Annotated in this window: 25 protein-coding genes; 14 read left to right on the top strand and 11 right to left on the bottom strand. The window is 69.0% G+C overall.

All coding sequences use genetic code 11. From position 1 onward, the window contains the following. Positions 1–221 precede the first annotated feature (221 nt). Positions 222–821: a superoxide dismutase gene (locus P2T65_RS15600; RefSeq protein WP_055458507.1), complete on the top strand. Its 600-nt coding sequence runs from the start codon at positions 222–224 to the stop codon at positions 819–821. Between the two features lie 61 nt (positions 822–882). Here P2T65_RS15600 and P2T65_RS15595 read toward each other — a convergent pair whose 3' ends face one another. Beyond that, positions 883–1,224, bottom strand: coding sequence for a hypothetical protein (locus tag P2T65_RS15595; protein WP_071923722.1), 342 nt, complete (start codon positions 1,222–1,224; stop codon positions 883–885). 177 nt (positions 1,225–1,401) lie between these two features. Between P2T65_RS15595 and P2T65_RS15590 the strand changes: the two genes are divergently transcribed. Together P2T65_RS15590 and murJ are read left to right on the top strand one after the other, a co-directional pair. Then, positions 1,402–1,920 (top strand): DUF3828 domain-containing protein, encoded by a 519-nt coding sequence (locus tag P2T65_RS15590; RefSeq protein ID WP_245316173.1) that lies wholly within the window; start codon positions 1,402–1,404, stop codon positions 1,918–1,920. 256 nt (positions 1,921–2,176) lie between these two features. Next, on the top strand, positions 2,177–3,703 hold the full coding sequence (gene murJ / locus P2T65_RS15585; protein WP_071923721.1) for a murein biosynthesis integral membrane protein MurJ: 1,527 nt from the start codon (positions 2,177–2,179) through the stop codon (positions 3,701–3,703). 4 nt (positions 3,704–3,707) lie between these two features. Here the strand turns inward: murJ and P2T65_RS15580 are convergent, their stop codons facing one another. Both P2T65_RS15580 and P2T65_RS15575 read right to left on the bottom strand, forming a co-directional pair. Continuing rightward, positions 3,708–4,439, bottom strand: a complete 732-nt coding sequence (locus P2T65_RS15580; protein WP_055458508.1) for a DUF1194 domain-containing protein — start codon at positions 4,437–4,439, stop codon at positions 3,708–3,710. A 68-nt stretch (positions 4,440–4,507) separates the two neighbouring features. Further along, a complete protein-coding gene (locus P2T65_RS15575) occupies positions 4,508–5,395 on the bottom strand; it encodes a branched-chain amino acid aminotransferase (RefSeq protein WP_276200137.1) in 888 nt (295 codons plus the stop codon). Between the two features lie 180 nt (positions 5,396–5,575). On the opposite strand from P2T65_RS15575, the gene P2T65_RS15570 reads away from it, so the two are divergent. After that, a complete protein-coding gene (locus P2T65_RS15570; protein WP_276200136.1) occupies positions 5,576–6,253 on the top strand; it encodes a haloacid dehalogenase type II in 678 nt (225 codons plus the stop codon). Positions 6,254–6,576: 323 nt separating this feature from the next. On the opposite strand, the gene P2T65_RS15565 is transcribed toward P2T65_RS15570, so the two are convergent. Further along, a complete protein-coding gene (locus tag P2T65_RS15565) occupies positions 6,577–7,959 on the bottom strand; it encodes a dipeptidase (RefSeq protein ID WP_276200135.1) in 1,383 nt (460 codons plus the stop codon). A 61-nt stretch (positions 7,960–8,020) separates the two neighbouring features. After that, positions 8,021–9,562 (bottom strand): helicase HerA-like domain-containing protein, encoded by a 1,542-nt coding sequence (locus P2T65_RS15560; protein ID WP_055458413.1) that lies wholly within the window; start codon positions 9,560–9,562, stop codon positions 8,021–8,023. 215 nt (positions 9,563–9,777) lie between these two features. Here P2T65_RS15560 and P2T65_RS15555 point away from each other — a divergent pair, with 215 nt between their 5' ends. From P2T65_RS15555 to scpA, 6 genes are all read left to right on the top strand, one after another. Beyond that, positions 9,778–10,161, top strand: a complete 384-nt coding sequence (locus P2T65_RS15555) for a DUF2267 domain-containing protein (protein ID WP_055458510.1) — start codon at positions 9,778–9,780, stop codon at positions 10,159–10,161. Between the two features lie 108 nt (positions 10,162–10,269). Next, positions 10,270–11,106, top strand: coding sequence for a dihydropteroate synthase (folP, locus tag P2T65_RS15550; protein ID WP_276200134.1), 837 nt, complete (start codon positions 10,270–10,272; stop codon positions 11,104–11,106). Further along, positions 11,103–11,471 carry a dihydroneopterin aldolase gene (gene folB / locus P2T65_RS15545; protein ID WP_055458415.1) on the top strand — a complete coding sequence of 123 codons (369 nt, stop codon included), beginning with the start codon at positions 11,103–11,105 and terminating at the stop codon, positions 11,469–11,471. Before folP ends, folB begins: the two co-directional genes overlap by 4 nt. Beyond that, positions 11,464–11,985, top strand: a complete 522-nt coding sequence (gene folK, locus P2T65_RS15540; protein WP_055458416.1) for a 2-amino-4-hydroxy-6-hydroxymethyldihydropteridine diphosphokinase — start codon at positions 11,464–11,466, stop codon at positions 11,983–11,985. Before folB ends, folK begins: the two co-directional genes overlap by 8 nt. A gap of 131 nt (positions 11,986–12,116) precedes the next feature. Next, positions 12,117–14,027 (top strand): methylmalonyl-CoA mutase subunit beta, encoded by a 1,911-nt coding sequence (locus tag P2T65_RS15535; protein WP_082464718.1) that lies wholly within the window; start codon positions 12,117–12,119, stop codon positions 14,025–14,027. Next, on the top strand, positions 14,024–16,186 hold the full coding sequence (gene scpA / locus P2T65_RS15530; RefSeq protein WP_055458417.1) for a methylmalonyl-CoA mutase: 2,163 nt from the start codon (positions 14,024–14,026) through the stop codon (positions 16,184–16,186). The genes P2T65_RS15535 and scpA overlap by 4 nt, the downstream gene beginning before the upstream one ends. Before the next feature lie 184 nt (positions 16,187–16,370). Here scpA and P2T65_RS15525 read toward each other — a convergent pair whose 3' ends face one another. From P2T65_RS15525 to P2T65_RS15510, 4 genes are all read right to left on the bottom strand, one after another. After that, positions 16,371–16,910, bottom strand: a complete 540-nt coding sequence (locus P2T65_RS15525; protein WP_071923714.1) for a hypothetical protein — start codon at positions 16,908–16,910, stop codon at positions 16,371–16,373. Positions 16,911–17,006: 96 nt separating this feature from the next. After that, positions 17,007–17,240 carry a helix-turn-helix transcriptional regulator gene (locus P2T65_RS15520; protein WP_055458419.1) on the bottom strand — a complete coding sequence of 78 codons (234 nt, stop codon included), beginning with the start codon at positions 17,238–17,240 and terminating at the stop codon, positions 17,007–17,009. 8 nt (positions 17,241–17,248) lie between these two features. After that, positions 17,249–17,761, bottom strand: a complete 513-nt coding sequence (locus P2T65_RS15515; RefSeq protein ID WP_186437970.1) for a DUF2975 domain-containing protein — start codon at positions 17,759–17,761, stop codon at positions 17,249–17,251. Positions 17,762–17,828: 67 nt separating this feature from the next. After that, positions 17,829–18,650 carry a DUF374 domain-containing protein gene (locus tag P2T65_RS15510; RefSeq protein WP_276200133.1) on the bottom strand — a complete coding sequence of 274 codons (822 nt, stop codon included), beginning with the start codon at positions 18,648–18,650 and terminating at the stop codon, positions 17,829–17,831. A gap of 219 nt (positions 18,651–18,869) precedes the next feature. Here P2T65_RS15510 and P2T65_RS15505 point away from each other — a divergent pair, with 219 nt between their 5' ends. Continuing rightward, positions 18,870–19,610, top strand: coding sequence for a DUF3750 domain-containing protein (locus tag P2T65_RS15505; RefSeq protein ID WP_276200132.1), 741 nt, complete (start codon positions 18,870–18,872; stop codon positions 19,608–19,610). A 12-nt stretch (positions 19,611–19,622) separates the two neighbouring features. Here P2T65_RS15505 and P2T65_RS15500 read toward each other — a convergent pair whose 3' ends face one another. Continuing rightward, positions 19,623–20,660, bottom strand: a complete 1,038-nt coding sequence (locus tag P2T65_RS15500; protein ID WP_276200131.1) for an alpha/beta fold hydrolase — start codon at positions 20,658–20,660, stop codon at positions 19,623–19,625. Between the two features lie 178 nt (positions 20,661–20,838). On the opposite strand from P2T65_RS15500, the gene meaB reads away from it, so the two are divergent. From meaB to P2T65_RS15485, 3 genes are read left to right on the top strand one after another with little or no spacing between them, the layout of a single operon-like run. Further along, positions 20,839–21,828, top strand: a complete 990-nt coding sequence (gene meaB, locus P2T65_RS15495; RefSeq protein WP_055458424.1) for a methylmalonyl Co-A mutase-associated GTPase MeaB — start codon at positions 20,839–20,841, stop codon at positions 21,826–21,828. A gap of 14 nt (positions 21,829–21,842) precedes the next feature. After that, complete coding sequence (locus P2T65_RS15490; RefSeq protein WP_276200130.1) at positions 21,843–22,547, top strand: peptidase C15; 705 nt, start codon at positions 21,843–21,845, stop codon at positions 22,545–22,547. A gap of 60 nt (positions 22,548–22,607) precedes the next feature. Then, complete coding sequence (locus tag P2T65_RS15485; RefSeq protein WP_276200129.1) at positions 22,608–23,975, top strand: TIGR03808 family TAT-translocated repetitive protein; 1,368 nt, start codon at positions 22,608–22,610, stop codon at positions 23,973–23,975. A gap of 4 nt (positions 23,976–23,979) precedes the next feature. Here the strand turns inward: P2T65_RS15485 and P2T65_RS15480 are convergent, their stop codons facing one another. Next, on the bottom strand, positions 23,980–24,990 hold the full coding sequence (locus tag P2T65_RS15480) for an asparaginase (RefSeq protein WP_071924448.1): 1,011 nt from the start codon (positions 24,988–24,990) through the stop codon (positions 23,980–23,982). Positions 24,991–25,012 lie beyond the last annotated feature (22 nt).

Here is a 25,012-nt window from a genome sequence, read left to right as displayed (position 1 = left end):
ATGCTGCCAACTCGTGGCGCTCTGCGCAGCGCGCGCTTGCCCCGTGCGCCGACCGTCCCTAAGTAGACCGGGTGGGCTCTTCCACGGCTACCCGCACCCCACGGGAGGCCAGCATGACCGTCGACCGCTGAGGCAATTCGTCGACGGCTGTGGTCCTGGCCTGCGGCGCGTCCACCGGCACGCGTCCCGGATTCCTCGATGCGGAAGCAAAGGAGATAACGATGTCCTTCACCCTCCCCGATCTTCCCTATGCCTACGACGCCCTCCAGCCGTACATGTCCAAGGAGACGCTGGAGTATCACCACGACAAGCACCACAAGGCCTATGTCGACAACGGCAACAAGCTGCTCGAGGGCACGGACCTCGCCGGCAAATCGGTGGAGGAAGTCGTCGTCGGCTCTTTCGGCAAGAATCAGGGCCTCTTCAACAATGCCGGCCAGCACTACAACCACATCCACTTCTGGAAGTGGATGAAGCCGAACGGCGGCGGCGCCATCCCCGGCAACCTCGAGAAGAAGATCATCGAGGATCTCGGCTCCGTCGAGAAGATGAAGGAAGATTTTGCCCAGGCGGGCGCCACGCAGTTCGGCTCCGGCTGGTGCTGGCTCGCCGTCAAGGACGGCAAGATCATCGTCATGAAGACGCCGAACGGCGAAAACCCGCTGGTGCACGGCGCCAAGCCGATTCTCGGCTGCGACGTGTGGGAACATTCCTATTACATCGACTATCGCAACCGTCGCCCCGACTATCTCAAGGCGTTCATCGAGAATCTCGTGAACTGGGAATACGTGACCGAGATGTACGAGGCAGCCACCCGCTGAGGGATGCGCCGATTCGCATCGCGAACGGGGCCCGTCGGGCCCCGTTTTCCTTATGGGGAACTTAATAGGGATCGCTCGCCTCGATGATCTCCTGGCCCATCAGGACGCATTCGCCGGGGATCTGCGCATAGATGAGGCGCATGCGGTAATCGGCCTTGTAGACCGCGCCGGGCACTTCGACGACGTCGAAACGGCCCTTGCCCCGCAGCGCCTTGATCGTGCCGAGCGACTTCACGCGGTCGGCGAAGACCGCGGCGCGATCGTCACCTTCGGTATGGAACTTCAGCAGTTTCAGCGCCTGCCCGGCGGCAGCGGTGGCACAGGCCGGCTCCTCGGCCACCGTCGGGGATGCGAAGATGAGGAGCGCCGCGCAGGCGGCCAACCTGATTCGTGTTCTCGCCATGGGGTGAGTCCCGTTGAGTTTTTTCGCGGACCGGCATTCATCGAAAAGCAGCCGCGCTCCCGTCATGGCTAGGCGCATGGCCGCCCGGCTTCAAGGCCGAAAGGAAAGAATGCCGTTGCAGCGCGCGGCCGTTGCGGCATGATCGCGGCGCATTCTCACCCCGAACGGATATCCAGCATGAATATGGTCGGTCTCAGCCGGCGCACCTTCCTCGCGGCGGTGGCCCTCGTCTCCTCCGCCCCAGCCATGGCCGCAGCCGGTGAGCCGGACACCGTCGTCAGGGCGATCTACGACCGCGCCGCCCAGGGCCAGGGCGACGAGGGCGGCATGTTCCTCTTCGACGAAGCCGTGCGGCGCAGGAACTTCTCGAGCGCGCTCGACGCCTTGTGGCGCAAGGCCGAAGCGATTGCCGAAGCGAACGACGAGCCGGTGCTCGACTTCGATCCCGTCACCAATTCGCAGGACCCGGACGTGAAGTCCTTCACCGTGGCGAGCGAGGCGCGGACGGATGCCACCGCCCTCCTCGCGGTGACGCTCACGGGCCGCTTCACGGAGCGCGCGCAGGCGGCCGATGCGGTGGTGCGCTATGTCCTTATCCTGGAGGACGGCAGCTGGAGGATCGACGACCTGCGCGGCAGCGTCGACGGCGAGGCATGGTCCCTCAGGGCGATCCTGAAGCAGAGGACAGGCGAGTAGCCGCCCGCCCCTGGAGAGTGAATCTTTCCCGCTTTTCTGCCACGATCGAAACCGATAAGAGCGGCCCTGGCCGCACCGCTCGTCCGACGGGTGCGCCAGGCCACGCCGGCAGGTGCCTGTCGACCGTTTCCCTCGCGTCCCTTTCCGGAATTCAGCTGATGTCGCTCGGCCTCTTCGGGGAACATGTCGGCACCACGCCCGCCGGGGCGGAGTATCGGCCGGGCGCGGCGGCCGTCCTGCGCGACGAGCGGCGCGGATGCTGAAGAAGCTCCTGTCCGTCGGCGGCTTCACGCTGCTCTCGCGCCTCACCGGCTTTGCCCGCGACGTCGTTTTCGCCGCGGTGATGGGTGCCGGCCTCGTCGCCGATGCCTTCTTCGTGGCGCTCCGGCTGCCGAACCACTTCCGCGCCATCTTCGGCGAGGGGGCCTTCAACGCCGCCTTCATTCCCGCCTATGCGCGCATTCTGACCACGGACGGTGCGGAGGCCGCCCGCCGCTTCGCCGACCGGGTATTCTCGCTGCTCACGCTCGTGCAGCTCGCGCTGCTCGCCGCGGCGCTCGCCCTCATGCCGCAGTTCATCGACCTGATGGCGCCGGGCTTCCGGGACGAGCCGGCGAAGTTTGAGCTGACGGTGACGCTGACGCGCATCACCTTTCCCTACCTCCTCTTCATCACGCTGGTGACGCTCGTCTCGGGCGTGCTCAACGCCGCCGACCGCTTCGCCGCCGCGGCCGGGGCGCCCATCCTCCTCAACCTGTCGCTCATCGTGGCGATGGGCCTCGCCTTCCTCTTCCCGACGGCCGGCCATGCCGCCGCCTGGGGCGTTGCGGCCGCGGGCGTGCTGGAGCTTGCGCTCGTCTGCTGGGACGCAAGGCGCGCCGGCCTCGCGCCGCGCTTTGCCGTGCCACGCTTCGATGCCGACATGGTCGCCTTCTTCAAGGTGCTCGGGCCGGCCGTCATCGGCTCGGCCGGCGTGCAGATCGCCATGTTCGCCGACACCATCATCGCCGCCATGCTGCCGACCGGCGCGATCTCCTCGCTCTATTATGCCGACCGCCTCTACCAGCTGCCAGTCGGCGTCGTCGGCATCGCCGCCGGCACCGTCCTGCTGCCGGAGATGAGCCGGCGCATCGCCGCGGGGGACGTCGCGGGCGCGCACGGCGCGCAGAACCGGGCCGCCATCTTTACCCTCGTGCTCGCCGCCCCCTGCGCCGTCGCCTTCCTCGCGGTGCCCGACCTCATCATGCAGGCGCTGTTCGGCCGCGGCGCCTTCACCGCCGAGGATGCCGCGGCGGCGGGCGCCGTGCTCGCCGCCTATGCCACCGGCCTGCCGGCTGTGGTCCTCATCCGCTCCGCGGTGGCAAGCTTCTATTCCCGCGCCGATACGACGACGCCGGTCATCGCGTCCTTGTCGGCCGTCGCCGTCAACGTGGCGCTGAAATTTCTCCTCGTTGGCTCGATGGCGGCGCCAGGCCTCGCCCTTGCCACCGCGGTCGGCGCCTGGGTCAACGTGCTCCTGCTCTTCGTGCTGGCGAAGCGCCGCGAATGGGCGGCGCCGAGCCGCGAGCTGGGCTGCGCCATTGTCGCCATCACCATCGCCTGCGCCGTGCTCGGCCTTGCGGCGCTCGCGGCCGAGCGCTGGGGCGATGGCCTCTTGCCTGCCACCCTGCCCTGGCGACCTCAGGTGCTGATCTTCCTCGTCGCGACAGCCGGCGCGCTCGCCTATGGCGCGACGCTGCTGGCCGGGATCAGGCTGATGCGCGTGCCGCTGCGGCGCGTCTAGAATCTCACGGCACCGCCTGTAGGGTGGCGTGGCGCGTCGCGCCGCCACTGTCGGCGATCTCGGCGACGAGCTTGCGCCGGGCCGCGACGGCGAAGGGGCGCGTTTCGTCGGCGATCTCGACAAAGGCGCCGGGCCCACCGATCAGCTGCTCACCGTAATAGGTTTCCAGCGACATGCCGCCCGGCCCACCTGGGCGCCCGCCCGGCCGGCGGATGGCGAGGGCATTGATGGTGAAGCCCTTCGCCAGGGCCTCCGCCCGGGCCTCGGCCAGCGGCCGGCCGCCGATGTTGGGGCCGTCGCCCGAGACGTCGATGACCTTGCGCATGCCCGAAAAGCCGCTCTCCTCGACGAGGCGCACGGAATAGTCGATGGCGTTGGAGATCGAGTTGTAGCCATAGGCGCCGCGCGGGCGCGTGCGCAGCTTGTGCGCGAAGGCCTCGGCGGTCGCCGGATCGCGGATGACCTGCCAGTCGACGACGGTCACCTGCGATTGCGGGCCACCCCATTCCACATAGGCGACGGCGATGGCGCCGATGAGGCCGCTGCCGATGGCGGCAAGGACGTCGTTGCTCGTCAGCGCGCTCGCCCAGCCCTCGCGCTGCAGGGTGAGTTCGTCGTCGTCGATGGAGCCCGAGCCGTCGGCCGCCAGCACCAGCTCGAGATCGACCTCCTCGGCTCGCGCCGGGACGGAAACGAGCGCGATGAGAAGAAACGACAGGCCCGCCAAGATCCGCATGTCCACCTCCGGCATCCCCGGCGCGGAAGCCTAGGGATGCGGAGGGAATGCGTCACTTCAGGATGACGTTATCCGCCGACCTTCTCGCCGGCATGGGCGAAGGCCCAGTAGAGCTCGCGCGCCTGGCGGTAGAAGGGGCCGGGCTGCAGTTCGCGCTCGTCGATCCTGAGCACGGGCATGACCTTGGAATAGTTGCCCGAGAGGAAGATCTCGTCCGCATCCACGAAATCGTCGTAGCGCAGCGTCGTCTCGTGCACCGTCACGCCCGCCTCGCGCAGCAGCCTGATGACGCGCTGCCGCGTGATGCCGTTGAGGAAGGTGCCGTTGGGCGCCGGCGTCAGCACCTCGCCGTCGCGCGCCATGAAGACGTTCGTGGTGGCGGTCTCGGCGACATTGCCGAGCATGTCGAGCACGAGGGCGTTGTCGAAGCCCTTGCGCTTCGCCTCGAGGACGGCGCGGGCGTTGTTGGGATAGAGGCAGCCGGCCTTGGCGTCGGTCGGCATCGTCTCCAGCGTCGGGCGGCGGTAGCTCGCCTTGGTCAGCGTGATGCCGCCGGGCTTGGGCATGGGCGCCACGAAGAGGCAGAGGCAGAAACGGGTCGACTCAGGATCGGGCGCGATCACCGCCGGCCCGTCCGCCTCGGCCCAGTACATGGGCTTGACGTAGAGCTCGGCGCCCGCCCCGAACTTGCGCGCGCCCTCCCGCGCGAGCTCGACAATCGCCTCGGGTTCCATGGTCGGTTTCAGCCCGAGCGTCTTGGCCGAGCGGTTGACGCGCGCGGCATGGCTGTCGATGTCCGGCATCACGCCCTCGAAGACCCGAGCGCCGTCGAAAACGGAGGTGCCCTGCCAGAAGGCGTGGCTGCGCGGCCCCATGAGCGGCGGGTTGCCCTCATGCCAGCCGCCATCGAACCAGGTCCATGTCTCGCTATACCAAGGCCGAGATTGCCCGGACATCATCATGCTCCAATACGTCAGTGTTCTTGTCCCATCGAACGCCCCGTCCGGCGCGCCGTCAATGGTGCGCGGGCTCATCGTCCAATGAATATCGCTGAAGCGTCCACCACGCTTGCGTGATGTGGCCGCGGGGCGCCATCCTGCCGGCCTGTCACCCATGAAAGCGCAGGGGGAACGCGCATGGCTCTTCTCGATGAGGCTGCGCCGGGCGCGAGCGTCGTCGTCTTCGACGCCTACGGCACGCTGTTCGACGTGCATGCCGCCGTGGCGCGGCATGCCGGGGCGATCGGCCCGGACGCGCAGGCGCTGTCGGATGTCTGGCGCGCCAAGCAGCTCGAATATTCCTGGGTGCTGTCGCTCTACGGCGGCTTCCGGGATTTCTGGCAGCTCACGCGCGAGGCGCTCGACCATGCGCTCGCGCGCTTCCCGTCCGTCGAGCCCGCCATCGCCGACAAGCTCCTCGGCGCCTATCGGGTGCTCGACGCCTATCAGGAAGCGCCGGCCGTGCTCGCCGCCCTCAAGGCCAGAGGGCTTGCGACGGCGATCCTCTCGAACGGCGAAAGGTCGATGCTCGCCGATGCCGTCGCCTCGGCCGGCATCGGCGGACACCTCGATGCGGTCCTGTCCGTCGACGAGGTGCGCGTGTTCAAGACGAGCCCCGCAGCCTATGCGCTCGTGACGCGCCGGTTCGGCATCGAGCCGGCGCAGGCCGTCTTCGTCTCGAGCAACCGCTGGGACGTGGCGGGCGCCGCGCGCTTCGGCTTCCGAGCCGTCTGGGTCAACCGCGCCGGCGCGCCGGACGAATATGCCGACCAGCGCCCCGTCGCGATCGTCCGCGATTTGAACGGGCTGGTGTAGCGTGGGGTCGTGAAGCACCGTCTCTCCGGCCCGTCTGCCGGCCATCGACGCCATTGAACACGCACCAGTTCCAAGGTGCCGGCGGGACACACGACGTTTAAATGACCTTCCGACCATTTCCACCGTCGTGCCCGCGCTTGTCGCGGGCATCCACGCCGCAAAGCCTGCGCGAGACCGAAAGGCGTGGATGGCCGCGACAGGCGCGACCAGGACGGGCGGGGGCCGTTCTTCCAACGGTCCCGCGCGCCGCTCCGACAGCTGCGGGACAGGCACGGGCATGACGGTGGAAGCGGCGGTGCCCCTTCCCTGTCGCGCCAGCTGCCCTATTGCGCCAGTTCGGCGAGGATGCGCGCCCAGGAGCGGATGCCCTTGTGGAAGCTCGTCATGTCGTATTTCTCGTTGGGCGAATGCACGCGGTCGTCGTCGAGGCCGAAGCCGACGAGGAGCGAATCGACGCCGAGCGTGCGCTTGAAGTCGCCGACGACGGGGATCGAGCCGCCCGAGCCGATGGTGACGGGCTCCCTGCCCCATTCCGCGGCGAGCGCCTTGCGCGCCTTGTTGAGCACCGGACCGTCATAGGGCAGCGCGACGGCGCGCGAGCCCTTGTGGGCGATGAACTCCACCGAGCAATCCTCGGGCAGCTGCCGGCGCACGAAATCGCGGAAGGAATCGCGGATCGCGTCGGGGTTCTGGTCGCCGACGAGGCGGAAGGAGATCTTGGCCCGCGCCTCGGCGGCGATGACGGTCTTGGTGCCCTCGCCCGTATAGCCGCCGATGATGCCGTTGACGTCGCAGGTGGGGCGGGACTGGATCTGCTCGATGAGGAGCCGCCCCTTCTCGCCCGCCGGATATTTGAGGCCGACACCGCCAAGAAATTCCTCGGCCGTGAGGTTCAGCGCCTTCCACTGCTCAATCACCTCCGGCGGCGTCTCGGCGACGCCCTCGTAGAAGCCCGGCACGGTGACCCGGCCGTCCGCATCGTGCAGCGAGGCGATGATGCGGGCGAGCACGCGGATCGGGTTCTGCGCCGCGCCACCGAAGAGGCCCGAATGGAGGTCACGGTCGGCCGCGCGCACGGTCAGCTCTTCATAGAGCATGCCGCGCAGCGAGGCGGTGATCGCCGGCGTCTCGCGGTCCCACATGCCCGTGTCGCAGACGAGGGCGACGTCGCAGGCAAGCTCCTCCTTCGTCGCCTCGACAAAGGCCGGCAGGTTGCGGGAGCCGTCCTCCTCCTCGCCTTCGAGCAGAACGGTGATGCCGACCGGCAGCGAGCCGGTGACCGCCTTCCACGCCCGGCAGGCCTCGATGAAGGTCATCACCTGGCCCTTGTCGTCGCAGGCGCCGCGCGCCACGATGATCTTGCGCCCGCCCGGCAGTTCGGCGAGGCGCGGCTCGAAGGGCGGCGTCTCCCAGAGGTCGAGCGGATCGACCGGCTGCACGTCGTAGTGGCCGTAGAACAGGACATGCGGCGCGCCCTCGCGTCGCTGGTGGGCGAGCACCACCGGGTGGCCCGGCGTTTCGCGCAAGCCCGCCGCGAAGCCGAGACCCTCGAGGTCGGCAGCGAGCCATTCGGCCGCCTTGCGGCACTCCTCCTTGTAGGCCGGGTCGGTCGAGATGGAGGGAATGCGCAGGAGGCCGAAGAGGCGGTTGAGTGAGGCGCCGAGATCCTCGTCGATCCTTGCGAGTACCTGGTCGAGATGCGACATCGATGCCCTCCACGGCGAAGGCGGCCCGATGGGCCGCCTGGAATGATGGAACGAAAGGTGCTCAGCGCTTGGTCATGGAGCCAAGGATGCCGCGCAGGATGGCGCGGCCAAGCTGGGTGCCGATGGTGCGCGCGGCCGAGGAGGCCACGTTCGTGATCACCCGCTCCGTGACGGTGACGGTCCGGCGCCCGCCCCTGCCGGCTGGCTGGCCACCGCCGAGAATGCCGCCGAGCGTGTCGAGCACACCGCCCTCGCTGCCGGCGCCGGCCTGCTGCGGCGCCTGCTTGGTGGCGGCGGCCTCGGCGGCACGCTGCGCCAGGATCTCATAGGCCGATTCCCGATCAACCGCGTTATCGTAGCGGCCCTTGAGCGGGCTTGCCGCGATCAGTCGCTCGCGTTCCTGCTGCGTCAACGGGCCGACGCGGGCCGAGGGCGGCGCAATCAGAGTGCGCTCCACCACGGAGGGGGCGCCCTTGCCTTCGAGCACCGACACCAGCGCCTCACCGACGCCGAGCTCGATGATGGCCTTCTCCGTGTCGAAGGCGGGGTTCTGGCGGAAGGTGCCGGCTGCAGCGCGCACGGCGCGCTGATCGCGCGGGGTGAAGGCGCGCAGGGCGTGCTGGATGCGGTTGCCGAGCTGGGCGAGCACCGTCTCCGGCACGTCGAGCGGGTTCTGCGTGACGAAATAGACGCCGACGCCCTTCGAGCGGATGAGTCGCACCACCCGCTCCACCGCCTCCACCAGCGCCTTCGGCGCGTCGGAGAACAGCATGTGAGCCTCGTCGAAGAAGAAGACGAGCTTGGGCTTGTCGAGGTCCCCCACCTCCGGCAGTTGCTCGAACAGCTCCGACAGCAGCCACAAAAGGAAGGTGGCGTAGAGCCGTGGGTTGTTCATCAACTTTTCGGCGGCCAGGATGTTGATGACGCCGCGCCCGTCCCGGTCGATCCGCATCAGGTCGGAGATGGCGAGCGCCGGCTCACCGAAGAAGAAGTCTCCCTTCTGGTTCTCCAGCACGAGGAGCTGGCGCTGGATGGCGCCAACGGACTGGGTCGAGACATTGCCGTATTGCGCCGACAGCGCGCTCGCGTTTTCCGCCACATGGGCGAGGATGGCGCGCAGGTCCTTCAGGTCAAGCAGCAGCAGGCCCTGCTCGTCCGCGACGCGGAAAGCGATGTTGAGCACGCCCTCCTGCGTGTCGTTGAGGTCGAGCAGCCGGGCGAGCAGCAGCGGCCCCATCTCCGAGACCGTGGCCCGGACCGGATGGCCGCTCTCGCCGAAGAGGTCCCAGAAGGTGACGGGGAAGCTGTCCGCGGCATAGGTGACGCCGATGTCGGCGGCGCGCTTGACAAAGGGCTCCTTGCCCTCGCCCATGGCGGCGACACCGGACAGGTCGCCCTTGATGTCGGCGGCGAAGACCGGCACGCCGGCATTGGAGAAGCCCTCGGCGAGCACCTGCAGCGTCACCGTCTTGCCGGTGCCGGTCGCGCCGGTCACGAGGCCGTGGCGATTGGCGAGTCGCAGCAGCAGCTCCTCGTATCTGGGAGTGTCCTTGTGAGCATCGCCGGTGGCCTTGCCGATGAGAATGGTGCCTTCTTCCGCCATGGATCGTGCCATCCCTCGCGTCTCGTCCATCGGCGCCTGCGACGCCGATTCAGCTTATAGGAGATCGGGCGCCGCCTTTCCACAACGGGAGCGCCGACCGCACGGCGAAATGCGCCCTGACCGCGCGCTCCGGAATGGTTTCGATATGAACTATCTGCTTGCTTTTCGCGACAGCGGCGCAAAAGATGCCCCACCTTCCGACACAGGAGCCCATGATGGACGAACTCGTCGCACGCATAGCTGAAAAGGTTGGTCTCGACGCGGCAACGGCGCGCAAGGCCATCGCAATCGTCCTCAACTTCCTGCTCAAGGAAGGCCCGGAGACGGAGGTGCGCCAGCTCATCGCCGCCCTGCCCGGCGCCGAGGCCGCGATGGCCGAAGCCAGCGGCAACGGCAAGGGCGGCCTTGCCGGCATGGTCGGCGGCCTGATGGGCGGCGGCATCATGGCACTCGGCGGCCAGCTGACATCGGCGGGTCTGTCCATGGGGCAGATGCAGGCCCTCGGCCGCGAGCTCTTCGCCTATGGCCGCGAGAAGGCGGGCGAGGACGTTATGGGGCCCATCGTCGGCGCCGTGCCCGGCCTGTCACAATTCGTGTGACGCTTCGAGCGCGCGCCCCGGCGCGGGTTGCGTCGGCGGCGCGCGCAAAACCATCGCAACAGCTGCAGACGGCTTGACAGGCGGCCGCCACGGCGTCACGCAGCGGGCATGACAGAAGCGCTCAGCCGCCGGCAGCTCGCCGGCGTTCCCCTCGTCGGTCGCCCGCGTATCATGGGCATCGTCAACGTCACGCCCGATTCCTTCTATGACGGCGGGCGCCTGCCGACGGTGGATGCGGCGCTCATGCATTGCCGCGCGCTCGCCGAGGAGGGGGCGGACTTCATCGACATCGGTGCCGAATCGAGCCGGCCGGGCCACACTCCCATCAGCGCGACGGAAGAGCTGGCGCGGCTGATGCCGGTACTCCGGCGCTTCGTCGCCGAGAACGCAACGCCCGTCTCCGTGGACACGACAAAGGCAGCGGTCGCGGCCGCGGCCATCGCCGCCGGCGCGCGCATCATCAACGACATCTGGGGCCTGCAAGGCGACCCGGACATGGCCCGCGTTGCGGCCGAGCACGGCGTGCCCGTCATAGCCATGCACAATCGGCCTGGGGCCGATGCGGAGATCGACATCCTCGCCGACATGCGGGACTTCTTCGCGCGCACGCTCGACATCGCCGCCCGGGCCGGCATCGCACGCACCGACATCGTGCTCGACCCCGGCATCGGCTTCGGCAAGACACCGCAACAGAACCTTGTCGTGCTGCGCCACCTTGCCGAGCTGCGCGACCATTTCGGCCTGCCGATGCTCGTCGGAGCCTCGCGCAAATCCTTCATCGGCCATATCGTGAGCACGGTACCGGACGAGCGCCTGCCCGGCACACTGGCCGCCCATGTCATCGCAGCGGCTGCGGGCTGCGAGATCGTGCGGGTGCACGACGTCGTCGCCCATGTGCAGGCGCTGAGCGTCGCCGATGCCATAGCCAAGGCCCAGTCATCATGAGTGATCGCATCACCGTCCGCGGCCTCGCCCTGCGTGGCACCCACGGCGTCATGCCCGAGGAACGGGTGCTGGGGCAGCCCTTCATCCTGCACCTGACGGCCGAGCTGCCGCTCGCCGCGGCGCAGCGCTCCGACAGGCTCGAGGACACGCTCAATTATGCCGAGATGGTCGAGGTGGCCCGCGCGGCTTTCTCCAGCCGGCATTTCGACCTGATCGAAGCCGCCGCCGGCGCTGTCGCCGATGCCATCATGGCGCGGTTCCCGCGCATTGAGCGGCTCGAGGTCACCATCGAGAAGCCACATGCGCCGATCGATGCCATCTTCGAGACCGTCGCCGTCACCATCGGGCGCACGCGCCATGACTAGCGCCGTCCCCCAGCGCGCGACCCCGGTCGAGGCCATCCTCGGGCTCGGCTCGAATATCGGCGACCTGCGCGTGCAGATCGACTGCGCGGTGGCCGCCCTGCATGCGACGCCCGGCGTGCGCGTGATCCGCCATTCCGCCTATTATCGCACGGCCCCGTGGGGCGAGACGAACCAGCCGTCATTCCTCAACATCTGCATCGCCATTGAGACCACGCTCGAGCCGCGCACCCTTCTCGAAACGGCCCTCCGGATCGAGCAGGAGGCCGGCCGCGTGCGGCGCGAGCGCTGGGGGCCGCGTATCATCGACATCGACATCCTGTTTTATGGCGACGAGGTGATCGACGAGCCGCATCTGCACGTTCCGCACCCCTATATCGGCGAGCGGGCCTTCGTTCTCGCCCCCCTCGTCGACATCGCGCCCGAGCGGATGATCGGGAGCCGCAGCGTGCGCGAGGCGGCAGCGGCCATCGACATGACCGGCATCGAGCGGCTGGACTGGGAAGTCCATCTCTGAGGGCGATCGCTCGGCCGTTCCGCATCTGCCCAGGCGGTATGGGCATCGATGCGACCAAGGAAGGGTGGTGAGGCGGCATCGCCCGTGGCAATCTCGGCGCCGTTCCATCGCTTCGCACGAGGCCGCAACGCGTGATCGAAGACCTTGAGCTCGCTGCTGCATTTCCCCAGGCCACCCGCGACGACTGGCTCGCCCAGGTCGAACGCGCCCTGAAGGGAGCGGATTTCGAGAAGAAGCTCGTTTTCCGCAGCCGCGAAGGCATCGTCGTCCAGCCTCTCTATGGAAAGGCCGAAGCTGCGCCACCGCCCCTCGGGCGGGCCGAGGCCGAACCATGGCAGGTCTTGCAGCGCATCGAGCATCCCGACCCCACCGAGGCCAACCGGCTGGCGCTCGCCGATCTCGAAGGAGGGGCGAGCGGGCTCGTGCTCGCTCTCGCCGGCTCGGCAACGGCACGCGGCTTCGGCTTGACGCTGGCGGATGCCGATTCTCTGGCCGCCGCGCTATCGGGCGTCCTGCTCGAACTTGTGCGCATCCGGCTCGAGACGGCGCCATTCGACGGCCGCCGCGTCGCCACCATCGTCGCCGAACACGCGGCGCGGCGCGGCCTGCCGGCCTCCGGCCTCGATATCGACTTCGGCCTCGACCCAGTCGGCGACTTCGCGCGTACCGGCCGCCTGCCGCTCCCCTGGCCGGAACTCGCGAAACGGCTGACCGGCACGGTCGCGGACCTCAGCACCAAGGGCTTTGCCCGCGGCCTCCTGCGTGTCGATACGCGCGCCTGGCACGAGGCCGGCGCCGGGCCGGCGCAGGAGCTCGCGGCCGCGCTCGCGACCGGCGTCCTCTATCTGCGCGTGCTGGAAGAGGCCGGCATCGCCCCGGAAGAGGCAGCCCCGCTCCTCTCCTTCCTCATGCCGGCGGATGCGGACGCCTTCTTCACCCTCGCCAAGTTCCGCGCCTTGCGGCGCCTGTGGGCGCGGATCGAGAACGTCTGCGGCCTCGCGTCGCGGCCGATCCGCCTCGATGCCGAGACCGCCTGGCGCATGGCGACGAAGCGCGATCCCTGGGTCAACATGCTGCGGGCGACGGTCGCCACCTTCTCCGGCGCTCTCGGCGGTGCGGACGGCATCACGGTGCTGCCCTTCACGGCCGCGCTCGGCCTGCCCGATGGCTTCGCCCGGCGCATGGCCCGCAACACCCAACTCATCCTCGCCGAGGAATCGAACCTGTGGCGCGTCACCGACCCCGCCGCCGGATCCGGCGCCTTCGAGGCGCTGACCGAGGCGCTGTGCGAAAGGGCCTGGGGCCTGTTCCAGACCATCGAGCGTGAGGGCGGCATTCTCGCTAGCCTCTCCGCCGGCCACGAGCAGGCGCGCATCGCCGAAACACGCGAAAAGGCCAGACGCGACATCGCCACGCGCAAGGCGCCGATCACCGGCACGAGCGAATTCCCGCATCTCGGCGAGGCGCCGGTCGCCGTCCTCATGCCGGCGCCGGACGAGGTCGGTCCTGCCCTGTCCGCAGACGCGGCCCTGTTGGCCGAGCCGCTGCCGTCGATGCGGGACGCGGAACCGTTCGAGGCGCTGCGCGACGCGAGCGATGATACGCTTGTCCGCTGCGGCCATCGCCCGTCCATCTTCCTCGCCAATCTGGGACCGCTTGCCGCCTTCACCGCGCGGTCGACCTTCGCCCGCAACTTCTTCGAGGCCGGCGGCATCGCGGCGCTGACGAACGACGGCTTTGCCGGATCGCGGGGCACGACCGACATCGCAGCCCTCGCCGCCGCCTTCGCCGGATCTGGCGCCGCCATCGCCTGCCTGTGCGGCACGGACGAGGCCTACGAGACGGAGGGGGAAGCGGCGGCTGCCGCCCTCAAGGGGGCCGGTGCCACAGCCATCTGGCTCGCCGGCCGTCCGGCCGAGCCGCTCGCCGCGCGATTGGCCGGCGCCGGCGTCGAGGACTATATTTTCATGGGCTGCGATGCGCTCGCCCTGCTTACCAAGGCACAGGCAGCGGCCACGCCGGCTCGGAAAGGGATGTCATGACGCGGATCCCGGACTTTGCGAACGTTCCCTTCGCCGCCATGCCGCCCGGTACGGCCGGTGCCGCGGGAGAGCCGTGGCTGACACCCGAGGGCATCCTGGTCAAGCCGCACTACGGCGAGCCAGACCGCAAGGGACTGGACTTCCTCGACACCTTCCCCGGGCTGCCACCCTATTTGCGCGGCCCCTATCCTACCATGTACGTCAACCAGCCGTGGACCGTGCGCCAGTATGCCGGCTTCTCCACGGCCGAGGACTCCAACGCCTTCTACCGGCGCAACCTCGCCGCCGGGCAGAAGGGCCTGTCCGTGGCCTTCGACCTCGCCACCCACCGCGGCTATGACAGCGACCATCCGCGCGTCGCCGGCGACGTCGGCATGGCCGGGGTCGCCATCGATTCCATCTACGACATGCGCACGCTGTTCGCGGGCATCCCGCTCGACGAGATGAGCGTGTCTATGACCATGAACGGCGCCGTGCTGCCGGTGCTGGCGCTCTACATCGTCGCGGCAGAGGAACAAGGGGTGCCGCCCGAGAAGCTCGCGGGCACCATCCAGAACGACATCCTCAAGGAATTCATGGTGCGCAACACCTACATCTACCCGCCCAGGGGGTCGATGCGCATCATCTCGGACATCTTCGCCTTCACCTCGGCGCATATGCCGAAGTTCAACTCCATCTCCATCTCCGGCTACCACATGCAGGAGGCGGGGGCGACGCAGGACCTCGAGCTCGCCTATACGCTCGCCGACGGCGTCGAATATATCCGCGCCGGCCTCGCGGCCGGGCTCACCATCGACCAGTTCGGGCCGCGGCTCAGCTTCTTCTGGGCCATCGGCATGAACTTCTTCATGGAGGTGGCGAAGCTGCGGGCCGCGCGCCTCCTGTGGGCGAAGCTCGTCAAGGGCTTCTCGCCAAAGAACGACAAGTCGCTGGCACTCAGGACCCATTGCCAGACCTCCGGCTGGTCGCTGACGGCGCAGGACGTGTTCAACAACGTCACGCGCACGGCTATCGAGGCCATGGCGGCGACGCAGGGGCACACCCAGTCGCTGCACACCAACGCCCTCGACGAGGCGCTCGCGCTGCCGACGGACTTTTCCGCCCGCATCGCGCGCAACACCCAGCTCTTCCTGCAGCAGGAGAGCGGCACGACGCGGATCATCGACCCGTGGGGCGGCTCCTACTACGTGGAGCGGCTGACGGGCGAGCTCGCCGCGCGGGCCTGGGCCCACATCCGCGAGGTGGAGGAGCTCGGCGGCATGGCGAAGGCCATCGAGGCCGGCATCCCCAAGCTGCGCATCGAGGAGGCGGCGGCGCGGACGCAGGCACGCATCGATTCCGGCCAGCAGGCCGTCATCGGCGTCAACCGCTTCCGCCCGGACGACGAGCCGCCGATCGAGGTGCTGAAAGTCGACAATTCGGCCGTGCGCGCGGCGCAGATCGACAAGCTCAAGCGCCTGCGGGCCGAGCGCGACGCCCCGGCGGTGGAGGCGGCGCTCGCGGCCCTGACGAAGGCCGCCGACACCGGCGAGGGCAACCTGCTCGCCCTTGCCGTCGATGCCGCCCGGGCCAAGGCGACGGTCGGCGAGATTTCCGCGGCACTGGAGAAGGTCTGGGGCCGCCACCGGGCGGAGATCAAGGCCATCTCCGGCGTCTACAAACGGGAGGTCGGCGCGATGAGCGATGCCGTCGAGCGTGTTCTCGCCCTCGTGGAAGCTTTCGAGCATGACGACGGCCGCCGGCCCCGCATCCTCGTCGCCAAGATGGGCCAGGACGGGCACGACCGCGGCCAGAAGGTGATCGCCTCGGCCTTCGCCGACCTCGGCTTCGACGTCGATATCGGCCCCCTGTTCGCGACCCCGGCGGAGGCTGCCCGCCAGGCTGTGGAGAACGACGTGCACATCGTCGGCGTCTCCTCCCTCGCCGCCGGGCACCTGACGCTGGTGCCGGAGCTGAAGGCGGAACTCGAGAAGCAGGGCCGGCCGGACATCATGATCGTCGTCGGCGGCGTCGTGCCGCCGCAGGACTACGAGGCCGTGACCAAGGCCGGCGCCTCGGCCATCTTCCCGCCGGGCACGGTGATCGCCGAAGCGGCCGAGAAGCTCATCAGGGAGCTCAACCGCCGCCTCGGCTACGAGCCGAAGCAGGCCGCAGAGTAGCGGGCACGATCCACCGGGCCGGCGATCGCGGCAATGGCGTCATCGGGTGCAGCTTCAAGCTAGCGGCTCAGGTCCTCGCAGTGGCCGGCCCTCTTGCCGGACGACATCGCCAGACGCCATCAATGTATCCTGGAGCTGGGAGCGGTCGGGAAGACTCGACGTGGCCCGGCTGGCTGTGCCGCCCCTACATTCCCGCCGGGTGATGCGCATAAGAGTAGAGCCGGTATTTCGCATGCTCGCCTGTGCCCATGCCGCCGACGGTCGTGAGGGCCTCGAGCATGACGCGCAGGGTGGCGAGACCGAGCCCTCGCAACCCGGTTTGCCGTGCGACGCCGGCGGCGATGGTCACGCCGCCGACATGGGGCTGCCCCGTCTTGCCTCCGCCGGCTTCAGGCGGACCCAGCGTGTCCGGCACCGGGCCGTAGGACAGGCATTCGCCGTTGCCGTCGCAGGCGCGGAACCAGAGGCCCGGGTGCCGCGCCTCCAGGGCGGCGAAGGCCGGTGAAGGAGAGAGCGCGAGGCGCCCTTCCATATCGCGTGCCAAGGCCGCGCGAACTGCGGCGGCGACCAGCGCCTCATCCTGCGGCGCCGACCGCTCCATGGCGATAGCAAATGCGCCGAGGGCGACCAGGCTCAATACCGCAGCCGGCCAGCCAAGGGCACCGAGCCTGCCTCGCCGGACGGCACGCCCGGTGGCATCGGCCGCTCGCCTCTCACGGATCATGGCATGCACCTCCCCAAGTCGGGATCGCAGAAACGCTCCCGTCAACCTAGGGCGAATAACATTTTTGTCAATTAATTTTTCTCGATAAACATGAAATCAATCATCGTCGATTGGCTGAGGACAGCCGTCATCCACGAATGCGAGAATGTCGCCCGGCTGGCAGTCGAGATGCCGGCAGAGCGCGTCGAGCGTCGAGAAGCGGATGGCGCGGGCCTTGCCGGTCTTGAGCACGGAGAGGTTCTGGATCGAGATGCCGACGGCAGCCGCCAGATCGCCGAGGCGCATCTTGCGCTTTGCGAGCATGACATCGAGGTTGACAATGATCGCCATTGCCCGGCTCACACCGTCAGGCTCAGTTCGTCCTGCATGCGGCAGGCCATGCCCATGATGCGGCCGAGCAGGATGACGACGAGCCCGATGAACAGTTCGCCGAGATGAAGTTGGTAGACGAGCGGCACCTCGGTGAGCCGCTCGGTGAAATAGAGGACGAGGCCCGCCGCCAGGAATGCGACCTGGTCGGCCAGGGAATAGGCGACGAGGAGGACACCCATGCGGTGGATGCGCACTACCGCCGGCGCCGTGAACACCTCTCCGCCTGCATAGAGCAGCAGCAGCTGGTGCAGTTCCCGCAGCATCAAGCCGAGGAGCAGCGGCGCAATGCTGGTCAGCAAGACAAAGGCGATCTTGCTGGAAAGCTGCAACTGGCTCGCATCCGCCGGACCACCCGGCAATTCAGGATCGCCATGCATGGTCGCCACCGTCGCAATGGCGATCCATGCGAGAGGCACGAGCCATTGCAGGACTGCGGTGACCAGCGACAGGCGCCGGCTGTAGATTTGAACCGTAGGCATCGCCCATTCCCACCCGGTGACAATGTCTGCAGACGCTAGTCCGGACGGGCTTCGGCAGCAATCAGATTTATCGATAAACATGAAACGCGCGCCGTGATAGTCCGGTTGCAGCCTCCTGTTCCCCCGCCGTGCCCTGAATGAGACCGGCGCCCGGATCACGATGGCCGATCGCGCCGTAAGCCGCCGCGATGGCGTCATCAAGCGCGGCTTCGAGCCGGCCGCGCAGATCCTCGCAATGGCCGGCCGTCGCGTCGGACGGAACCAGCACCGGCTCGCCGATGACGATGGCACCGCGACCGAAGGGGAGCGGGATGCTCGCCCGATCCCAGTTGGCGAGGTCGATGCGCCGGCTGGTCACCGCCACAAGCGGGTAGATCGGCCGGCCGGAATGAAGGGCGAGACGGATGATGCCGGGCCCGCAGATGCGGGCGCGCTTCGGCACGTCCGCGGTGAGGGCGACACTGGTGCCCTTGGCCAGCGCCCGCAGCATGGCGCGGAACGCAAACGCGCCACGCTTACGCCGCGCCTGCCGCGGGTCTTCCGCCCCAGATCCGTGGATGACGGTGAGGCCGAGGCGCGCGCAGACAGCGCCGATAAGAGCCCCGTCCCGATGGGTGGAGACGAGTGCCGCCACCGGCCGCTCGTCCATGCGGGCAGCGAATGAGAGCAGCTGCTGGCCATGCCACATGGCGAAGATGGCAGCGCCGTCTGGTTGCCGGCCCAGTCGCACACCGAAACGGGTCGTGCGCGCCACGAGGCGCAGATAGCCCGCAAGGGCGAAGCTGCCCGCCCGGATGGCGAGTGGCGGGTTGAAGCGATCTTCAGAAGGCGTCTCGCAGGCGGAAGGCGCGCCGTCGGCGGCGCGATGCGGAGAGGCACCGGACATCATGAAAACACCCTGTCGGTTGCACCGGCCCGGGCCCTGTCTACCCGGACCCAGGCGCACCGCTGTCTGCGGCAGATGCATTACGGCGACCTGACGCGCGGGGAGCTCCGCCGGACGCCGGGCAGCGTGGCCCTTTTTCGCCTCACGCTCGCGGAACGACGGTGCGTCCCCTCGCCGTCCCGTGAATTGACAGCTCCCGCGGCAGTCGGCATCCGGTTGTTCATGCGTCTCATGCGCCTTGCCCTCGCGGCCTTCGTGCTCGTCTTCCTCCTGCCGCTCGGCGCCCATGCGCTCATGTGGATGGGCCACGGCCATCCCCGCTCCTGGAGCGGCGCCGACTGGACGAGCAGCGGCCTCCTGCCGGCGCCGGTCGCCGACAGCCCGGCCGTCATCCACATCTACGCGGCCCGCACCGGGCGCTGGAAAGGCGCCGTGGCGCATCACACCTGGCTCGTCGTCAAGGAGGCGGGCGCCGTCCCCTACGAGCGCTACGACAAGGTGGGCTGGGGCACGCCTGTGCGACGCGACGGCTGGGCGCCCGACGGGCGCTGGTATGGGAACATGCCCGAGCTCGTCGCCGCCATCGAAGGCGAGGCGGCGGAAGCTCTGCTACCCACCGTGCGGGCGGCGATCGCGGATTATCCCTTCCGCGAGCGAGGTAGCTACCGCGTCTGGCCGGGGCCGAATTCGAACAGCTTTGTCGCCCATGTCGTGGCCCGCGTGCCGCAGCTCGGCGTCGCGCTGCCGCCGACGGCACTCGGAAAGGACTACCATGTCGAGATGATCTATGCCGGCCTCGCGCCGAGCGGCACCGGTTTCCAGGTCGCGCTCGGCGGACTCTTCGGCATAACGGTCGCTTGGGTCGAGGGACTTGAAATCAACCTTTTCGGACTTGTCGCCGGGCTCGACCTGCGCCAGCCCGCGCTGAAACTGCCCGGCTTCGGCCGGCTGGCGCTCGTCTGAGCGACTTCACGATCAATCCCAGGTCCGGCGCTCCACGGCCCGCTTGATCACGCCGCGCACGTCCTTGTTCGTCAGGAACAGATCGTGCCTGATGATGCCCCAGCCATAGTCCGAGGCATCGGCAATCTTGACGCCGAGCGGCTCCAGCACGGCCCGGTCGGCGGCGCCGACGCGCGAGACCCCGCCGGCAAGACGGCTCGAGACGGCGAGCGCCCGGTCGTTGACGCTGGAAATCACCGTGATGTGCTTCGCCAGCGGGCCGATGCGCTGCACGCCGGTTGCAAAGAGATCGACGTCGATGTCGGGCGAAGCCAAGACGATCGCGCCAAAGCGCGCGGCAACGTCCGCGCTGCCGCTCACTGCCCAGAGCTGGCGGAGTGTCTCCAGCGTCAGGAGCGTGCCCATGCTGTGCGCGACGATGTGGACGCGGCCCACCATGGCGTTGCGCACCAGTGCCTCGAGCAGATCCTGGAAGGCGTCGCGCGACCACAACGCGCTCTCGCGGTCGTAGCCGTAGTCGAGCAGCCCCTCCTTCGACGGCCAGGAGAAGCTGACCGTCGCCCCGGAAAAGCCGATGGCGCGCGTCAGTTCCGCCGCGTCGATCGCGGCACGCTCGAAGCTCTGGTTGTAGCCGTGAACATAGACCAGCACGTCGCGTCCACCCGCCTCCAGCGTCAGCGCGGCGACGGGATCATTGTTGCCCAGGGCCTCGACGGCGTTGATGCGCCAGTCGCCCGAAAGCGTCGAGCCGATGCGGCCGAAGAATGTCTCTGGCGGCGGATCGAACCGCACGGCGACGGCGCGCGTGCCGCCGGCTCGGGCGGAACCGAACCAAGGCCGCTCGCTCGCCCCGTTCACCGGCGCGCGTGTCGTCACAGCATAGACGACAGGGCCGCCGCGCGCGCCGATCGGCGACGATCCGAGGGCGGACGCCGGCGCGCTGTCACCGTCAAAAGCGCCGATGGCGCTGGAACAGCCGGCGAGCGTGGCGGCGCCGGCATTGACGAGCGCGAGGCGCAGCAGGACGCGGCGGGACAAACGATGGGGCATGAACGGGCTTCGGTTTGCCGGGGCTTCTGGGACGGGTCCCTTTTGGCGTTCGATTGTGGGCGAAGATAGGGCAAAAGGTGGCAAAGGCCGGCCTGCGACGGTACGCCCGGCCCGCAGCGCTCCGTATGCGGAATTCATCCCACCTCGATGCGCGAATCTGTGGCAACTATAGCGTAACATGACACGCCTCGACCGCTCCGCCCTGCCCGATCTTGCCGCACGCCTCGCCAGGGGCGAGCGCGCGGCGCTGGCGCGCGCCATCACGCTCGTCGAATCACGCCGGGGCGACCACCAGGCGCTGGCGCGCGAGCTCATCCAGACGGTACTGCCGCGCACCGGCGGGGCCGTGCGCGTCGGCATCACGGGCGTGCCGGGCGTCGGCAAGTCGACCACCATCGACACCCTCGGCTCCAATCTGACGGCGGCGGGCCACAAGGTGGCGGTGCTCGCGGTGGACCCTTCCTCGCAGCGCAGCGGCGGTTCGATCCTCGGCGACAAGACGCGCATGGCGCGGCTCGCCATTGACGAGAACGCCTTCATCCGCCCATCGCCCTCCTCCGGCACGCTCGGCGGGGTCGCGGCGAAGACGCGCGAGACGATGCTCCTGTGCGAAGCGGCGGGCTTCGACGTCATTCTCGTCGAGACGGTGGGCGTCGGCCAGTCGGAAACGGCGGTGGCCGACCTCACGGATTTCTTCCTCGTGCTGATGCTGCCGGGCGCGGGCGACGAACTGCAGGGCATCAAGAAGGGTATCGTCGAGATGGCGGACATGATTGCCGTCAACAAGGCCGATGGCGAGGGTGCGACTCGCGCCAAGGCCGCGGCGGCCGACTATCGCGCCGCCCTGCACATTCTCGCGCCCGCGAGCCCGACCTGGTCGCCGCCCGTCATCACCATCTCCGGCCTTGCCAACGTCGGCCTCGACGTCCTCTGGGAGAAGGTCGTCGACCACCGGGAGCGCATGACGGCGACGGGCGAACTGCAGCAGAAGCGACGCGCGCAGGAGGTGAAGTGGATGTGGGCCATGGTGGAGGATCGGCTGCATGCGCGGTTGCGGGCCGATCCGCAGGTGCGCAAGCGCGTGCCGGCGCTCGAGGCTGAGGTCGCGGCGGGAAAGCTCGCGGCGACAGTGGCGGCCGACGAGATCGCGTCCTTGCTAGGGCTGTGACGGGCCAACACCAGATGGTTAAACGGAACAAGCGCTGCGACATTCTCATCACCGGCTTCGGGCCCTTCCCGCGTGTGCCGGTCAATCCCACGGCGGTGCTCGCCGAGCGCGTCGGCGGCAGCCGGCGCCTCGCCCGGCTCGGCATCAGGGCGGAGCACCACGTCTTCCGAACGCGCTACGCCATCCTGGACAAGGCTTTGCCGACCCGGCTGACCGCCGCGCGGCCGCGGGCGGTCCTGATGCTCGGCGTCGCCACCCGTGCCCGCCACGTGCGGGTGGAAACGCGCGCGGTCAACAAGGCCAACAGGACGGCCCCCGACGCCTCGGGCAAGACCCATCGCGGGGCGGCGCTTGCGAAGGGCGCTCCGTTGGTGCGCCGCTCGCCGGCCCCGCTCGCACGCCTGAAGGTGGCGATGGCGGGCACGGGCATGCCGGTCCGCCGCTCCATCGACGCCGGCCGCTATCTGTGCAACGCCAGCTATTTCACCGCGCTCGGCCAGCTTGAAGATAAGCGCCCGTCGATCCCGGTCGTCTTCATCCACGTGCCGATGCCGAGTGCCTGGGCGAGCAGCCCGACGCCTCGCCCGACGCGCAAGGATTCGCCGCAGACAGGCGCACCGGCAAAGGTCCGGCGCCCCACCCTCGCCGCCATGGCCCGCGCCCTCGAGACAGCCGCCATCGTTCTCGTCCGGGAAAGCGCCCGCCGGCAAATGTCCTGATCCGGGACAAGGCAGCCGGCACGGATCTTGTGTCCATGGCCTTCTAAAAGGACACTGCCCATGGACGAAAGCCGCCGCCTCATCCTGGTGACCGCCGCCCTCGCCGGCGCCGCGCCGCTCGCGGCGGGCTCCGCGATCGGCCGCGAGGCTGACGGCATGGCCGCTGCCCTCGGCATTTCGGCGCTCCCGTTCGGCCTGCGGCCCAATACGGAAGAGGACCAGTCCGCCCGGCTCGCTGCGGCGCTTGCGGAGGCGGCCCGGCGGAGCGCGCCGCTCCTCGTCCCTCCGGGGCGCTACCGCATCGCCGCGGTGGCGCTGCCCGACGGGGCGCGGCTCGTCGGCGCGCCCGGCCTCACCACCTTCGTCCATGCCGGCAGCGGGCCGATGCTCACGGCGCGGAACGCCCAGTCCATCGCCCTTTACGGACTGCGCCTCGACGGGCTGTCCCGCCCGCTGCCCGATCGCGCCGGCCTCGTGACGCTCGCGGGCGTGCGCGAGGTCGAGATCGACGGCTGCCGCTTCGAGAAGGCCGGTGGCATCGCGCTTCATCTGGCGGGTTGCGGCGGCCGCGTCACGGGGTCTGCGTTTTCGGAGGCAAGCCATTCGGCCCTGTTCTCCCTTGATGCGACCGGTCTCTCGATCACCGCCAACACGGTCACCCGCTGCGGCAGCAACGGCATCCAGGTCTGGCGTTCGGAGAAGGGAGACGACGGCACTGTCGTTGCCGGCAACCGGATCTCGCACATCGCAGCCGATGCCGGCGGCACGGGCGAATACGGCAACGGCATCAGCATCTTCCGGGCTGGCGGCGTCCTCGTGAGCGGCAACACCGTGCGCGACTGCGCCCTGTCCGCGATCCGCAACAATTCGGGCTCCGCCTGCCAGATCATCGGCAACAACTGCGCGCGTCTCGGCGAGACGGCGCTGTGGGCCGAATTCGCCTTCGAAGGTACGATCATCGCCAACAACGTGGTCGAGGAGGCGATGAGCGGCATCTCCATGACCAACCTCGACCACGGCGGCCGTCTTTCGGTGTGCAGCGGCAACCTGCTGCGCGGCCTGCGCCACCGCCCCCGCTCCTATGATGGCGTGCTCGCCGGCGGCACCGGCATTCACGTCGAGGCCGAGGCGAGCGTCACCGGCAATGTCATCGAGGATGCGGAGGACAAGGGCATCAGCGTCGGCTGGTCCTGGGCGATGCGCAACATCGCCGTGACCGGCAATGTCATACGCAACGCGCGGACCGGCATCCGCGTCAGCCTCGTGCCGAAGGAGCGCAGCGCCGTGATCTCGGGCAACGTCATCTCCGGCGCCCGCGAGGGTGCCGTTGTCGGCTACGAATACGACAAGGCCGTCACGGGTGATCTGACGGCCCGCCCGGATGCGCGGGCAACCGGCATCGTGGTGACCGGAAATGCCGTCGCCTGACGCGTCAGCCGCTGGCGAGCGCCGCCGCCGGCCGCATGGTGCCGACGAGGCGGCCGTTCCAGTTGCGCATCTGCGGGCGCGACAGCGCGGCAACGGCCTCCGCCTCCTGCGCGGACAGCGGCAGGAAGCGCTCGACGAGGGCCGCCATGGCCACCTCGGCCGCCCGCGCTGCCCCATCGTCGCACTTGAGAGCGATGCCGAGGCCGAGCTCCGGAAAGGTGGCGCAATAGACGCCTTCCGCCCCGACCTTCACGAAGGCCCGCGCGCCGAGCGCCTCCATGAGGATGGTGTCGAAGCGGCCGGTGCCGGCCACCATGAAGGGGTGGGCCGCGACAGCCGCCCTGAGGCGGGCGAAGGCGGCGGCCCGCTCCCGCGTGAGGCCGGTCCCGGTGCCGATGCGGGCAAAGGCCCGGGCGAGCGCCCGCAGCGGCACGGCATAGGTCGGAATGGAGCAGCCGTCCGTGCCGCGCAGTTCGTCCCTGTGCGCAAAGCCTGTCAGCGCCTCCATCGCCGCCTTGACCTCCCGCTGCAGCGCGTGGCCGGGCTCGATGTAGCCAGCGGGATCGACATCCATGGCGCAGGCGGCACAGATGAAGCCGGCATGCTTGCCGGAACAGTTGTTGTGCAGGACCGTCGGCTCGGCCCCGGTGCGGGCGAGCGCGCGCGCCGCTTCCTGCCCCATGGGCCAGTGGGCGCCGCATTCAAGGCAGGCTGGCTCGCGCCCCGCGCGGGCGAGCATGCGCGCCGCCGTCTCGGCATGCCGCGGCTCCCCGGAATGAGAGGCGCAGGCGAGCGACAGTTCGTCGTCCGTCAGGCCATAGCGGTCGGCCGCGCCGCTCTCGATGAGCGGCAGCGCCTGGATGACCTTGACCGCAGAGCGCGGAAAGACCGGCCGGTCCACATCGCCGAGTACGAGCACCTCCGCTCCGTCGGCATCGACCACGGCGAGCGCGCCGTGGTGAACCGATTCCACGACATCGCCACGCGTGACCTCGACCAGGACAGGATCCGTCATCATGCCTTCTCCGTTTGGCGCT

The organism is Chelatococcus sp. XZ-Ab1, from assembly GCF_029309855.1.
Classification (GTDB): domain Bacteria; phylum Pseudomonadota; class Alphaproteobacteria; order Rhizobiales; family Beijerinckiaceae; genus Chelatococcus_A; species Chelatococcus_A sambhunathii.
Note: the sequence above shows the minus strand (reverse complement) of the source record. Positions and strands in the feature narration are given on the sequence as shown.

Coding starts and splice junctions, on each gene's coding strand:
- P2T65_RS15600 (WP_055458507.1), top strand. CDS start 222: ATGTCCTTCACCCTCCCCGATCTTCCCTATGCCTACGACGCCCTCCAG.
- P2T65_RS15500 (WP_276200131.1), bottom strand. CDS start 20,660: ATGCCCCATCGTTTGTCCCGCCGCGTCCTGCTGCGCCTCGCGCTCGTC.
- P2T65_RS15575 (WP_276200137.1), bottom strand. CDS start 5,395: ATGTCCGGGCAATCTCGGCCTTGGTATAGCGAGACATGGACCTGGTTC.
- P2T65_RS15490 (WP_276200130.1), top strand. CDS start 21,843: ATGGTTAAACGGAACAAGCGCTGCGACATTCTCATCACCGGCTTCGGG.
- P2T65_RS15515 (WP_186437970.1), bottom strand. CDS start 17,761: ATGCCTACGGTTCAAATCTACAGCCGGCGCCTGTCGCTGGTCACCGCA.
- folP (WP_276200134.1), top strand. CDS start 10,270: ATGACAGAAGCGCTCAGCCGCCGGCAGCTCGCCGGCGTTCCCCTCGTC.
- meaB (WP_055458424.1), top strand. CDS start 20,839: ATGACACGCCTCGACCGCTCCGCCCTGCCCGATCTTGCCGCACGCCTC.
- P2T65_RS15595 (WP_071923722.1), bottom strand. CDS start 1,224: ATGGCGAGAACACGAATCAGGTTGGCCGCCTGCGCGGCGCTCCTCATC.
- scpA (WP_055458417.1), top strand. CDS start 14,024: ATGACGCGGATCCCGGACTTTGCGAACGTTCCCTTCGCCGCCATGCCG.
- P2T65_RS15580 (WP_055458508.1), bottom strand. CDS start 4,439: ATGCGGATCTTGGCGGGCCTGTCGTTTCTTCTCATCGCGCTCGTTTCC.
- P2T65_RS15590 (WP_245316173.1), top strand. CDS start 1,402: ATGAATATGGTCGGTCTCAGCCGGCGCACCTTCCTCGCGGCGGTGGCC.
- P2T65_RS15570 (WP_276200136.1), top strand. CDS start 5,576: ATGGCTCTTCTCGATGAGGCTGCGCCGGGCGCGAGCGTCGTCGTCTTC.
- P2T65_RS15555 (WP_055458510.1), top strand. CDS start 9,778: ATGGACGAACTCGTCGCACGCATAGCTGAAAAGGTTGGTCTCGACGCG.
- P2T65_RS15510 (WP_276200133.1), bottom strand. CDS start 18,650: ATGATGTCCGGTGCCTCTCCGCATCGCGCCGCCGACGGCGCGCCTTCC.
- folB (WP_055458415.1), top strand. CDS start 11,103: ATGAGTGATCGCATCACCGTCCGCGGCCTCGCCCTGCGTGGCACCCAC.
- P2T65_RS15525 (WP_071923714.1), bottom strand. CDS start 16,910: ATGATCCGTGAGAGGCGAGCGGCCGATGCCACCGGGCGTGCCGTCCGG.
- P2T65_RS15480 (WP_071924448.1), bottom strand. CDS start 24,990: ATGACGGATCCTGTCCTGGTCGAGGTCACGCGTGGCGATGTCGTGGAA.
- folK (WP_055458416.1), top strand. CDS start 11,464: ATGACTAGCGCCGTCCCCCAGCGCGCGACCCCGGTCGAGGCCATCCTC.
- P2T65_RS15560 (WP_055458413.1), bottom strand. CDS start 9,562: ATGGCGGAAGAAGGCACCATTCTCATCGGCAAGGCCACCGGCGATGCT.
- P2T65_RS15485 (WP_276200129.1), top strand. CDS start 22,608: ATGGACGAAAGCCGCCGCCTCATCCTGGTGACCGCCGCCCTCGCCGGC.
- P2T65_RS15505 (WP_276200132.1), top strand. CDS start 18,870: ATGCGTCTCATGCGCCTTGCCCTCGCGGCCTTCGTGCTCGTCTTCCTC.
- murJ (WP_071923721.1), top strand. CDS start 2,177: ATGCTGAAGAAGCTCCTGTCCGTCGGCGGCTTCACGCTGCTCTCGCGC.
- P2T65_RS15565 (WP_276200135.1), bottom strand. CDS start 7,959: ATGTCGCATCTCGACCAGGTACTCGCAAGGATCGACGAGGATCTCGGC.
- P2T65_RS15520 (WP_055458419.1), bottom strand. CDS start 17,240: ATGGCGATCATTGTCAACCTCGATGTCATGCTCGCAAAGCGCAAGATG.